This is a genomic window from Microbacterium sp. NPDC076895, assembly GCF_040687115.1.
Classification (GTDB): domain Bacteria; phylum Actinomycetota; class Actinomycetes; order Actinomycetales; family Microbacteriaceae; genus Microbacterium.
This window is the reverse complement of the sequence record NZ_JBFBMQ010000007.1, coordinates 139,696-151,704: the sequence shown is the minus strand read 5'-3', so window position 1 is coordinate 151,704 and position 12,009 is coordinate 139,696. Positions and strand designations below refer to the sequence as shown.

The 12,009-nt window shown below is 65.9% G+C and carries 14 protein-coding genes; all 14 read right to left on the bottom strand.

The features are described from left to right. Positions 1-14: 14 nt before the first annotated feature. The 14 genes from AB0O89_RS08210 to prmC all read right to left on the bottom strand — a co-directional run bounded on the left by AB0O89_RS08210 (position 15) and on the right by prmC (position 11,968). A complete protein-coding gene (locus tag AB0O89_RS08210) occupies positions 15-716 on the bottom strand; it encodes a large exoprotein (protein WP_347424130.1) in 702 nt (233 codons plus the stop codon). A 110-nt stretch (positions 717-826) separates the two neighbouring features. Next, positions 827-1,579 carry a peroxide stress protein YaaA gene (locus tag AB0O89_RS08205; protein WP_363496098.1) on the bottom strand — a complete coding sequence of 251 codons (753 nt, stop codon included), beginning with the start codon at positions 1,577-1,579 and terminating at the stop codon, positions 827-829. Positions 1,580-1,706: 127 nt separating this feature from the next. Beyond that, on the bottom strand, positions 1,707-1,967 hold the full coding sequence (locus AB0O89_RS08200) for a F0F1 ATP synthase subunit epsilon (RefSeq protein WP_228177666.1): 261 nt from the start codon (positions 1,965-1,967) through the stop codon (positions 1,707-1,709). Between the two features lie 2 nt (positions 1,968-1,969). Beyond that, on the bottom strand, positions 1,970-3,418 hold the full coding sequence (atpD, locus tag AB0O89_RS08195) for a F0F1 ATP synthase subunit beta (RefSeq protein ID WP_292711935.1): 1,449 nt from the start codon (positions 3,416-3,418) through the stop codon (positions 1,970-1,972). Between the two features lie 23 nt (positions 3,419-3,441). After that, entirely contained in the window at positions 3,442-4,338 is an 897-nt protein-coding gene (locus AB0O89_RS08190; RefSeq protein WP_292711933.1) for a F0F1 ATP synthase subunit gamma, read from the bottom strand. A gap of 22 nt (positions 4,339-4,360) precedes the next feature. Beyond that, a complete protein-coding gene (atpA, locus tag AB0O89_RS08185) occupies positions 4,361-5,998 on the bottom strand; it encodes a F0F1 ATP synthase subunit alpha (protein WP_363496093.1) in 1,638 nt (545 codons plus the stop codon). Between the two features lie 72 nt (positions 5,999-6,070). Beyond that, on the bottom strand, positions 6,071-6,859 hold the full coding sequence (locus AB0O89_RS08180) for a F0F1 ATP synthase subunit delta (protein ID WP_292711929.1): 789 nt from the start codon (positions 6,857-6,859) through the stop codon (positions 6,071-6,073). Beyond that, positions 6,859-7,413 (bottom strand): F0F1 ATP synthase subunit B, encoded by a 555-nt coding sequence (locus AB0O89_RS08175; RefSeq protein WP_292711927.1) that lies wholly within the window; start codon positions 7,411-7,413, stop codon positions 6,859-6,861. Before AB0O89_RS08175 ends, AB0O89_RS08180 begins: the two co-directional genes overlap by 1 nt. A 28-nt stretch (positions 7,414-7,441) precedes the next feature. Beyond that, a complete protein-coding gene (gene atpE, locus AB0O89_RS08170) occupies positions 7,442-7,675 on the bottom strand; it encodes an ATP synthase F0 subunit C (RefSeq protein WP_292711925.1) in 234 nt (77 codons plus the stop codon). A gap of 43 nt (positions 7,676-7,718) precedes the next feature. Then, positions 7,719-8,510 (bottom strand): F0F1 ATP synthase subunit A, encoded by a 792-nt coding sequence (gene atpB / locus AB0O89_RS08165; RefSeq protein WP_292711923.1) that lies wholly within the window; start codon positions 8,508-8,510, stop codon positions 7,719-7,721. A 166-nt stretch (positions 8,511-8,676) separates the two neighbouring features. After that, positions 8,677-9,144 carry a hypothetical protein gene (locus AB0O89_RS08160; protein WP_363496088.1) on the bottom strand — a complete coding sequence of 156 codons (468 nt, stop codon included), beginning with the start codon at positions 9,142-9,144 and terminating at the stop codon, positions 8,677-8,679. Then, on the bottom strand, positions 9,141-10,295 hold the full coding sequence (locus AB0O89_RS08155; RefSeq protein WP_363496085.1) for an MraY family glycosyltransferase: 1,155 nt from the start codon (positions 10,293-10,295) through the stop codon (positions 9,141-9,143). Before AB0O89_RS08155 ends, AB0O89_RS08160 begins: the two co-directional genes overlap by 4 nt. Then, positions 10,292-11,002, bottom strand: coding sequence for an L-threonylcarbamoyladenylate synthase (locus tag AB0O89_RS08150; protein WP_363496082.1), 711 nt, complete (start codon positions 11,000-11,002; stop codon positions 10,292-10,294). The genes AB0O89_RS08155 and AB0O89_RS08150 overlap by 4 nt, the downstream gene beginning before the upstream one ends. 69 nt (positions 11,003-11,071) lie before the next feature. Beyond that, positions 11,072-11,968, bottom strand: a complete 897-nt coding sequence (gene prmC / locus AB0O89_RS08145) for a peptide chain release factor N(5)-glutamine methyltransferase (protein WP_363496079.1) — start codon at positions 11,966-11,968, stop codon at positions 11,072-11,074. Positions 11,969-12,009 lie beyond the last annotated feature (41 nt).

The following is a 12,009-nucleotide window of genomic DNA, read 5'->3' as shown; positions in this document are numbered from 1 at the left end:
GGGGTCAAGCGGGATTAGGCCTTGGGCTCTTCGGGCGCTGCGGGCGGCTCCGGGCTTGCCGGGGGCTGCGGTGCAGCAGCGGGAGGCGCGGCAGGGGGTGCGGCCGGAGGAGCGTATCCGGTCGGCGGAGCCGGCGGTGCCGCGTAGCCGGCTGCGGGGCTGGTTGCCGGGTTCGCGGGGTAACCACCGGCCGGAACCTGCGAGGGGATGCCGTCCCAGTTCGTACGGTCTCCCAGGAACCCGTTGCCCGCCCAGGGCGCGGCCGGGATCGCCGTGTTCCAACGCGACTTGTCGAAGGCCGCGATACCGAGCCAGACGATCGAGAGGAAGAAGTAGAGAATGAGCCAGACTGCCTCTTTCTGCAGCTTGAGGCCAACGCGCCAGGCAGCGAGCAGCGTCAGCACGAACGCGGCGAGGCCGATGAGCTGGCCGATGACGGGGATCCAGCCGAGCAGGATCGCCGCACCGATCGCGTAGAGGAGCAGCCAGGGGCTGAGGTCGCCGAGCTTGAGGAAGATCATGCCGTTGTAGACGGGCACCCACGCGCGCCACTTGCCCTGCACGCCAGCCTTGTCGAAGATCCTCATCAAGAAGAACGAGGTCAGGACGTAGCCCGCTGCGGCAAAGATGATCCAGAAGAAGGCGAAGAAGATCAGCAAGCCGATCGACGCGCCGTCGTTGTAATAGACGACCGAGGCGCCTACGTTTTCGAACATGAACGTTCCTCCCGAACGGTCAGGACTCGCACCTCGAGCCGGTGCGCGACGGGGCACTCGCCCGCTGCACCACATGCTAGCGATCCTTGAGCGTAGCTGTCAGCAGATTCTCAGCGTGGGGGCAAGATGAGCGTCATGACGTCGCCGTCGGGGGCCGTCTCGAACCCGGCGTCGCTCGCCCATCTCACGAACTGCGCTGTGTCCGCGAGGTCGGCGCTGGACTCCGCGAGAGCGCGGGTGAGCCGGCCCTTAGCGGCTTTGTTGAAGTGATTGAGCGCTCGCGTCTGCCCGTCCGGAGCCCGCGTCAGGACTCGCACGTAGGCGCTCCGCCCGACCGGTGCAGCCCCGAGCGCAACGTAGGCCTCGGACCTCAGGTCGAGCACAAACCCGCGGGTGTCACGGGCGAGCGCTGCCGCGACGGGACCGGCCCAGAGGCGCCGCTGCGAGGCGAGGCCGGGAAGACTGATGCCCGCACCCAGCCGGTAGGACGGAATGGGGTCCAGAGCACCGACCAGGCCGAAAGGCGCGGAATGGATCACGACATGGTCGCCGAGCCAGCGCCTGGCAGACGAGTCGAGACTCGCGGCATCCAGAGCGTCGAAAAGCACCCCCGTGTACCTGTCGATCGCCGGCATCGTCGGGGAGGTGCGCAGCGACCGGTTCGTTTCGATCTCGCCGCGCTGCTTCGGCCCGAGCTTCAGGACCTTGGCTGCGGCATCCGGGTTATCGCTCAGCCGCACCAGCGCGTCGATCACCGACTCGCGGATCGGCGTGAGTTCAGAAAACGCCAGACGGGATGCATCCCACGGCGCACCCTCTCCGCCTGGTCGCTTCGTCTCCGAGGGAGGCAGCAGGATCAGCACCGCATCTCCTCACCGAGAAAGGCGAAATCGCCGAGGTAGGACGGATGACGATGCATTCGTCCTACCTCGGCGATTCTTCCTACGCCCGTTCAACGCGGCCGAGGCCTACGCCGGGCGGATGCTGATGTCAGGCGACGAGAGCAGCGTTGCCGGCCACGATCGTGACGACATCGCTCTCGATGGAGAGGAAGCCGTCCTGAGCGTTCGCGACGACCTTGCTGCCGTCATCCTTCGTGATGCGCACCTGGCCCTCGGCGAGGATCGCGAGCACCGGCTCGTGACCCGCCATGAAGCCGATCTCACCCTCGACGGTCTTCGCGACGACGAGGGATGCCTCCCCCGACCACACTTCGGCGTCGGCGGAGACGAGGCTGACGTGCAGCGGCATGATCAGCCGTTCTCCTTCTGGATCTGCGCCCAGCGCTCTTCGACGTCGGAGATGCCACCCACGTTGAAGAACGCCTGCTCGGCGACGTGGTCGAAGTCACCCTTGACGATCGCGTCGAAGGACTCGATCGTCTCCTTGATCGGGACCGTGGAACCCTCGACACCGGTGAACTTCTTGGCCATGTAGGTGTTCTGCGAGAGGAACTGCTGGATCCGGCGCGCACGCGACACGACGACCTTGTCCTCTTCGGAGAGCTCGTCGACACCGAGGATCGCGATGATCTCCTGCAGTTCCTGGTTCTTCTGCAGGATCTGCTTGACGGCGGTCGCCACACGGTAGTGGTCTTCACCGACGTAGCGCGGGTCGAGGATGCGGCTGGTCGAGGTCAGCGGGTCAACCGCGGGGTACAGACCGCGCGAGGCGATCGCACGCGAGAGCTCGGTGGTCGCATCCAGGTGGGCGAAGGTGGTCGCCGGCGCCGGGTCGGTGTAGTCGTCAGCGGGCACGTAGATTGCCTGGAGCGACGTGATCGAGTGACCACGCGTCGAGGTGATGCGCTCCTGGAGCACACCCATCTCGTCGGCGAGGTTCGGCTGGTAACCCACGGCGGAGGGCATACGGCCGAGCAGCGTCGAGACCTCGGAACCTGCCTGCGTGAAGCGGAAGATGTTGTCGATGAACAGCAGCACGTCCTGCTTCTGGACGTCACGGAAGTACTCGGCCATCGTCAGGGCCGACAGCGCCACGCGAAGGCGGGTCCCCGGCGGCTCGTCCATCTGACCGAACACGAGCGCGGTCTTGTCGAAGACCCCGGCGTCCTCCATCTCGTGGATGAGGTCGTTGCCCTCACGGGTACGCTCACCGACACCGGCGAACACCGACACACCACCGTGGTCCTGCGCGACGCGCTGGATCATCTCCTGGATGAGGACGGTCTTGCCGACGCCGGCACCACCGAAGAGGCCGATCTTTCCACCCTGCACGTAGGGGGTCAGCAGGTCGATGACCTTGATGCCGGTCTCGAACATCGTCGTCTTGGACTCGAGCTGGTCGAAGGCCGGAGCCTTGCGGTGGATGCCCCACCGCTCGGTGATCTCGATCTTCTCGCCCGGCTCGGCGTTGAGGACCTCGCCGGTGACGTTGAACACGTGGCCCTTGGTCACGTCGCCCACCGGCACCGAGATCGGGCCGCCCGTGTCACGGACTTCCTGACCACGAACGACACCGTCGGTGGGCTTGAGTGCGATGGCGCGGATGAGGTCGTCACCCAGGTGCTGTGCGACCTCGAGGGTCAACTCGCTGGACTCGCCATCGATCGTGATCGTGGTGGTCAGCGCGTTGTAGATGTCGGGAATCGAGTCATGCGGGAACTCGATGTCGACGACAGGGCCGGTCACGCGCGCGACGCGGCCGACGACCGCGGTCTTCTCGGCGGTTGCGGTGGGAGTCATGGTCATTCTCTTTCGTGTCAGGTCTACTTGCCCGACGCCAGAGCGTCGGCGCCGCCGACGATCTCGGCGATCTGCTGCGTGATCTCGGCCTGTCGCGCGTTGTTGCGCAGGCGGGTGTAGTCGGTGATGAGCTTGTCGGCGTTGTCGCTCGCGGACTTCATCGCCTTCTGCGTCGCGGCATGCTTGGCGGCGGACGACTGCAGGAGGGCGTTGAAGACGCGGCTCTGGATGTACACCGGCAGCAGCTGGTTGAGCACCGTTTCGGCATCCGGCTCGAACTCGTACAGCGGGTACACCTGAGCGGATGCCGACTCCTCGGCCTCGACGACCTCGAGCGGCAGCAGGCGAACCTGCTCGGGGCTCTGGGTCATCATGCTGACGAAGCGGTTGTAGACGAGGTGGATCTCATCGACGCCGCCCTCGTTGCCGCCACGGTCGTACGCATCCAGCAGGGCTGCCGCAATCTCTTCCGCGGTGTGGAAGTGCGGCGTGTCGGTGTCGCCCGTCCACTGTCCGGCGCTTGCCATCTTGCGGAACTGGAAGTACCCGACGGCCTTGCGTCCGACGAGATAGAACACCGGCTCCTTGCCCTGCTCACGCAGTAGCTGCGCGAGCTCGAGACCCTCGCGAAGGATCTGCGAGTTGAACGCGCCGGCAAGTCCACGGTCGGAGGCGAAGATCACCACGGCAGAGCGCCGGATGACCTCACGCTCGGTGGTGAGCGGGTGATCAACGTTCGAGTGCGTGGCAACCGCCGACACCGCGCGCGTTACCGCACGAGCGAACGGAGCTGACGCCCGCACGCGACCCATCGCCTTCTGAATGCGCGAAGCCGCGATGAGTTCCATCGCCTTCGTGATCTTCTTGGTCGTCTGGGCAGAAGAAATCTTCTGCTTGTAGACCCGGAGTTGTGCGCCCATGGTTTATCGCCCTCGCGCGCCCTTAGTGGCGGCCCTTGACGATCTTCTCCTGGTTGACGTCCTCGGCCTGTGCGGCGCCGACCTCTTCGTGGCCGGGCTTGGAGATCGCCTGCCCCTTGCCGGAGCGGAACTCCAGCACGAAGTCATCGACGACCTTCTCGAGCTCGGCGACGGTGTCGTCATCCAGCACGTTGGTCTCGCGAAGACGGTCGAGGATCGTCGTGTTGCGGCGCAGGAAGTCCAGCAGCTCGCGCTCGAACGGCAGCACGTCCTCGACCTCGATCGTGTCGAGCTTGCCGTTGGTGCCGGCCCAGATCGAGACGACCTGCTCCTCAACGGGGTACGGCGAGTACTGCGGCTGCTTGAGCAGCTCGGTCAGACGCGCACCGCGGGCGAGCTGGCGACGGGATGCCGCATCCAGGTCGCTCGCGAACATCGCGAATGCCTCGAGTGAGCGGTACTGGGCAAGCTCGAGCTTGAGCGTTCCCGAGACCTTCTTGATGGACTTGACCTGAGCGTCACCACCAACGCGCGAGACCGAGATACCCACGTCGACAGCGGGACGCTGGTTGGCGTTGAAGAGGTCGGACTGCAGGAAGATCTGGCCGTCGGTGATCGAGATCACGTTCGTCGGGATGTACGCCGACACGTCGTTGGCCTTGGTCTCGATGATCGGAAGACCCGTCATGGAGCCTGCGCCCAGCTCATCGGAGAGCTTCGCGCAACGCTCGAGCAGACGCGAGTGCAGGTAGAAGACGTCGCCGGGGTAGGCCTCGCGGCCCGGCGGGCGGCGAAGCAGCAGCGACACCGCACGATAGGCCTCGGCCTGCTTCGAGAGGTCATCGAAGATGATCAGGACGTGCTTGCCGCCGTACATCCAGTGCTGGCCGATGGCGGAACCGGTGTAGGGAGCCAGGTACTTGAAGCCCGCGGGGTCGGATGCGGGAGCGGCGACGATGGTCGTGTACTCCATGGCACCGGCATCCTCGAGCGCACCCTTCACGGCGGCGATCGTCGAGCCCTTCTGGCCGATGGCGACGTAGATGCATCGCACCTGCTTGTTCACGTCGCCCGACGCCCAGTTGTCCTTCTGGTTGATGATCGTGTCGATCGCAATCGCCGTCTTGCCGGTCTGGCGGTCGCCGATGATGAGCTGGCGCTGACCGCGGCCGACAGGGATCATCGCGTCGATCGCCTTGATGCCGGTCTGCATGGGCTCGTGCACGCTCTTGCGCTGCATGACGCCCGGCGCCTGCAGCTCCAGAGCGCGGCGGCCTTCGGTGGCAACCTCGCCGAGACCGTCGATCGGGTTGCCGAGCGGGTCGACGACCCGGCCGAGGTAGCCGTCGCCGACGGGAACCGAGAGCACCTCGCCGGTACGCGTGACCTGTTGACCCGCCTCGATGCCGGCGAAATCGCCGAGGACGACGACACCGATCTCGTGCTCGTCGAGGTTCAGGGCCAGGCCCGCGGTGCCGTCAGCGAAGGTCACCAGCTCGTTGGCCATCACGCCGGGGAGACCCTCGACATGGGCGATGCCGTCGGCGGCGTCGATGACGGTGCCGACCTCGTTGGCCGCTGCCCCGGAGGGCTCGTAGGCCGCGACGAAGTCTTTCAGCGCGTCACGGATGACGTCGGGGCTGATGGAGAGTTCTGCCATGGTCTTCCTTCGTTAAGGTCTTTCTCGGGTTCCGTGCGTCGGACCCGAAGTCTGCGCCTGTCGGCGGTGTCGTTAGCCGGCCAGTCGCTGACGGAGGTCTGCGAGCCGGGAGGAAACGCTCATGTCGATGACGTCATCGGCGATCTGCACACGCAGGCCACCGACCACCGTCGGGTCGATCACGGTGTTCAGGGAGATCTTGGTGCCGTAGCGACGGCTGAGCAGCTCGGTGAGGCGGCTCGCCTGTTCCGTGCTCAGCGCTGCCGCTGCGGTGACGGTGGCGACAGCGCGGCCGCGTTCGTCGGCGACGATGCGGATCGCACGCGACAACAGCTGACGTACGCGGCGTTCGCGCGGCTGCTGCACGAGCGAGGATGCGACCAGGACCGTCGCTTCGCTCGCCCGCCCGGTCAGGAGCTTCGCGACCAGGTCACCCTTCGCTGCGGCATCACCGAGGCGGCTCCCGAGCGCGAGTTCGAGTTCGGGGTTCGCCGCGACCGTGCGGGAGAACTCGAACAGCTCGGACTCGACGTCAGCGTCCGACGCGATGGTGGCGGCGCGGACGGCGAGCTCCTCGATGCCATCGATGAGATCGGATGCCGACGACCACCGCTGTGTTACGGCGTTGGTGAGCAAGCCGACAGTCGCCGGTGCCATCGACGGACCGAAGACATCAGTGATCACCTTCGCGCGAGCCGCGGGAGCAGCTGCCGAGTCGGCCAGCGCACCGCTGAGCTGCGAGGTCTGGCCGAGCTCACGCGCGGCAACGAACAGCTCGCGGGCGACGGTCAGGTCGACGCCACGAGCCGCAGCCAGCGCCGCGGTCGTTTCCGCGAGCGCCTGATTCGTCGCGCTGCCCATTACTTGGCCGCCGTCTCGGATGCCTCGAGGTCAGCAAGGAACCGGTCGACCACGGCCTTGGCCTTGGCGTCATCCGACAGCGTCTCACCGATCACTCCGCCGGCGAGGTCGAGGGCGAGGGTGCCCACTTCGCTGCGCAGCGACACGAACGCCGTCTGGCGCTCGGCGTCGATCTGCGCGTGCGCGGCAGCCGTAAGGCGCGTGGCCTCGGCAGACGCGGTCTCCTTGGCTTCGGCGACGATCTTCTTACCGTCCTCGCGGGCGGCGTCGCGGATCTCGCCGGCCTCGCGGCGGGCATCAGCCAGCTGCGCGGTGTACTCCTCGAGGGCAGCCTCCGCCTTGCGCTGTGCCTCGTCGGCCTTCGCAATGTTGCCTTCGATCGCCGCGGATCGCTCGTCGAGCAGCTTCTTCATCCGCGGGAGGGCGTACAGCCAGAACAGCACGAGGATGACGATGAAGCACACCGACGACCAGATGATGTCGTACCACGCCGGGATGAGGGGGTTGTGCGCAGCCCCCTCTTCGGCGGCGTACGTGACAAGAGCCGTGAGCATCCTGTCTCCTTAAGGCTGGTGAGTCGGATCAGACGAAGATGAAGTAAGTGGCGATACCGATGAACGCCAGCGCCTCGGTGAAGGCGATACCGATCCACATCAGCACCTGCAGACGACCGGCCAGCTCGGGCTGGCGGGCAACGCCCTCGATCGTCTTGCCGACGACGATGCCCACGCCGATGGCCGGGCCGATGGCGGCAAGGCCGTAGCCCATCGTCGCGACGTTGCCGGATACCTGGGCGAGAACCGTAGTTGCGTCCACGGATTTTTCCTTTCGGTTGAGGGCGGCTTTCGGGCCGACCCGCTTAGTGCTCTTCCGCCACCGCGAGCTGGATGTAAACCGCGGTGAGGAGGGCGAAGACGTAGGCCTGGAGGACGGCCACCAGGATTTCGAACAGAGTGAAGACGAACCCGAAGGCGAGGCTGCCAGCTGCCAGAGCCGACCACCAGCCGCCGAGGTCGAAGAGGAAGAACTGCGTCGCCGCGAAGAAGAGGACGAGCAGCAGGTGACCGACCATCATGTTCATGAGGAGTCGAAGAGTCAGCGTCACCGGACGGATGATGAAGGTCGAGATCAGCTCGATCGGGGTGACGATGATGTAGATCGGCCACGGCACGCCCGAGGGGAACAGCGAGTTCTTGAAGAAGTTCTTCGGGCTCTTGCGAATGCCGGCGTAGATGAACGTCACGTAGCTGATGATCGCGAGAACCAGCGGCACGGCGATCACGCTCGTCCCCGCGATGTTCATGAACGGAATGATTCCCGTGATGTTCATGAACAGGATCATGAAGAACATCGTCGTGAGGATCGGCAGGAACCGCTGGCCGTCCTTCTTGCCCAGCAGATCCTCGGCGATGTTCACCCGTACGAAGTCCAGGCCCATCTCGACCAGGCTCTGGAAGCGACCCGGCACGACCCGCATGCGGCGCGTGCCCAGCCAGAAGATCAGGACGATCGCGATCGTCGCAGCGAACTGGATCAGGGTGATTCGCGTAACCGCGAGCGCCTCGATCCCGAACAGGTGGAAGATCGGCTCCGGGAAGAACTCATCGACGGATGGTCCGTGGAATCCCCCGCCATCTTCGGCAGTGGACACGATAAGGCTCGCAGCTTGAGTAAACAGCGCTGGCTCCAGCTTCGGGGCACCGGGGATAAGCCGTTGCGACGATGGGCGATGAGTTTGGCGATCCCGGCAGCGCTCGTCAGGCGAACGGGCGGGCGCAAGACCACATTAGCAAACCCGGAGGGGTGCCGGCGCCGCGTCACTCCCTTACGGAGGTGTCGTCGGGATCCGCGGTGGGCAGTTTCGTGTCGCTCGCGTAGGGCAACCGCATCCGGGTCAGCACGATGACATCAACGGCGAGCGAGGCGAGGATGCCCGCAACCATGGCGAGGAAGAACACCATCTCGTTGACCCAGGGCTGGTCACGCACGACGAACAGTACGACCAGAAACACGATGAACTTCAGCAGCCAGCCGCCCAGCACGATGCCGAAGAAGATCGGCACATACAGGTCGGTTCCGAACCACCGGTTGGCGATCAGGATGCTGATACTCGTGATCCCGAGGAAAACCGCGGCAAGCAGCACACCGAGCAGGGCGCTCCAGAGCCCCGACTCGCCGGCGGCGAGGTAGCCGACGAGGGCACCGACGACGGCGAGCGCTCCGGTCACGATCGCCGACCAGATCACCGTCGTACGCAGGATCGGGGTGCTTGACACGGTGCTCACGAGGCCTCCTGGGCGATGACGGGGTCGGGGCGACGCCCCGGGGGCATGAGGGTGACGACGAGGCAGGCGATAGCGCCGACGACGCCGAACCCGACGCCGAGGAGGTACTCCCCCGGCCAGTCGGATGCGGTTCCGATGTACATCAGCAGCATGGCCAGGCCGATGATCGCGGTCCACGCATAGAAAATCAGGACGGCAGTGCGATCGCTGTGGCCCATGTCGAGCATCCGGTGGTGCAGGTGCTTGCGGTCCGGCGAGAACGGCGACTTCCCGGCCCCGACACGACGGATGATCGCGAGACCGAAATCGAGCAGCGGTAGCAGCACGATCGTGATCGGCAGCAGGATCGGGATGAATGCACCGAGCAGCTGGGACCTGCCGAAGTTGTCGGGATCGAGTTGCGACGGGGTGATCTGACCGGTGATCGCGATCGCCGACACAGCCATCAGCAGGCCCAGCATGAGTGCTCCGCTGTCTCCCATGAAGAGCTTCGCGGGCGTCCAGTTCAGTGGAAGAAATCCGATACACGCCCCGATGAGCGCTGCCGCGATGAAGGATGCCAGGTTGAAGTAGGTGGTTGCTCCGGCGTCACGGACGAGCAGGTACGAGTACGCGAAGAAGACGCCATTGGCGATGAGGGCGACACCGGCGACAAGACCATCGAGTCCGTCGATGAAGTTGACCGCGTTCATGACGATCACGATCGACAAGACCGTGAGTACGAAGCTCATCCAACTCGAGCCGACCGTCAGCCCGCCGATCGGAAGCGAGAGGATCTGCAGCTTGCCGAACCACGCGATGATTCCCGCGGCCGCGAACTGCGCGCCGAGTTTGATCATCCAGTCGAGGTCCCAGATGTCGTCGGCGACACCGACGAGCACGATGAGTGTCGTGGCGCCGAGGATCGCCCACACCGCCGCGGGGTCCGCCCAGAAAATCGAGAAGAAGGGATGCTGCGACGATGCGAGGAATGCAGCGACGATACCGAGATACATGGCGACCCCGCCTAGGCGCGGCGTCGGCGTCTTGTGGACGTCGCGCTCCCGGATGCCGGGGTAAAGCTTGTAGCGCATGCTCAACTGCCACACCGCCCACGCCAGCACGAGCGTGATGGTCGCGGTCAGGATGACGACGAACAGGTATTGCTTCACGCGGATCCGGTGTCGTCGGCATCCGTGTCGACGGGCGGCGCAGCGGGGTCATCGAGCAGATCGCCGATCACCTCACGGATCTCATCAGCCGTCACCGCGCCGACACGAAGAATGCGCGCCGTTCCCGGCTCGCGCCGAGCGAGTCCCGTGGCGTCGAGGATCGTCGAGGGAACTCCCGTGGCGACGGGACCCGAATCCAAGTAGACATCGATCCGGTCACCGAGCATCTGGTGGGCGCTGAGCACGTCGACGGCAGCGGCCTCACCGGTCAGGTTCGCGCTCGAGACCGCGAGCGGACCGGTCTCTTCGATGAGTTCGAGCGCGATGCGGTGATCGGGCATCCGAACCGCGACCGTGCCGCGGGTCTCCCCCAGGTCCCACGTCAACGAGGGCTGAGCGGGAAGGACGATCGTCAATCCGCCGGGCCAGAACCTCTCGATGAGTCGCTCGACCGGCTCGGGTAGGTCGGCAACGAGTGCGCGCACCATGGTGGTTCCCGCCACGAGCACGGGCGGCGGCGATTCACGCGTACGGCCCTTGGCATCCAGCAACCGCTGCACGGCGGCAGCGCTGAACGCGTCGGCGGCTACACCGTAGACGGTGTCGGTAGGGATGACGACAAGGGCACCCCGGCCGATCGCTTGGCGCGCCTGTCGCATGCCGGGCAAGAGCTGGGCATCGTCACGGCAGTCGAAGATGTCGGACATGGCCTGCTCAGTCTACGGAAGCCACGGGCCGTTCCGGGAAGCGGCGACCGTTGCAGGCAGCGGGAGCGGTTACGGATGCAGCGCGGTGGTGACCCGATCGCGGCGCGTGAGATCCATGTGGGTCGCGGGTGCTCGCCATCCGTCAGCCACCAGCAGTTCCCGGATAGCCGCACCCTGACTCTCGCCGTGCTCGATGGCTACGAGCGCGCCGGGGTGAGCCAATCGCAGCGCCGTCGCACTGACCTGCCTGACGACATCCAGCCCGTCCTCCCCGCCGTAGAGGGCGCTCGGCGGATCGAACCACCGCACCTCGGGGTCACGCGGCACCGCGGCATCCGGAACGTACGGCGGATTACTCACGACCACGGAAGCCGTCCCGTCGAGGTCGGGAAAGGCATGCGCCAGATCGATGAAGGCGAGGGTGGCGTTCTGGGCACCGACCTGAGCGAAGTTCTCTTTGGCCCACACGAAGGCATCGACAGCGTTCTCGGCGGCGAAGATGCGGGCGTGCGGAGCCTCGGTCGCCAGCGCGAGAGCGATCGCGCCCGACCCAGTGCCGAGGTCGATGGCGATCGGCGAGGGAGACGCCGCGGCAAGCAGCGCATCCAGCGCGATCTGTACGAGCGTCTCCGTCTCTGGTCTCGGTACGAAGACGCCCGGACCGACACGCAGTTCAAGGTGGCGGAACGGTGCGCTTCCCGTGATGTGCTGCAGCGGCTCGCGGGCCGCGCGCCGCGCCACCAGCTCCCGATAGTGCGCGTCGGATGTCGCATCCATGGCGTCGCCGCGAAGTGCCGCGGCCTGCAGCTCGCCGCGACTTGCACCCAGCACGTGCGCCAGAAGGAGTTCGGCATCTACGCGGGCATCGGCGATTCCGGCCGCGATCAACGTCTCGGCCGCGGCAGCGACGGACGTTGCGATCGTCTCGGCGGGGCGGATGTCATCAGGGACACTGTGGGCAGGCATGGGCGCCCCAAGCCTAGGACCCCGGGACGTTCTTCGTCACA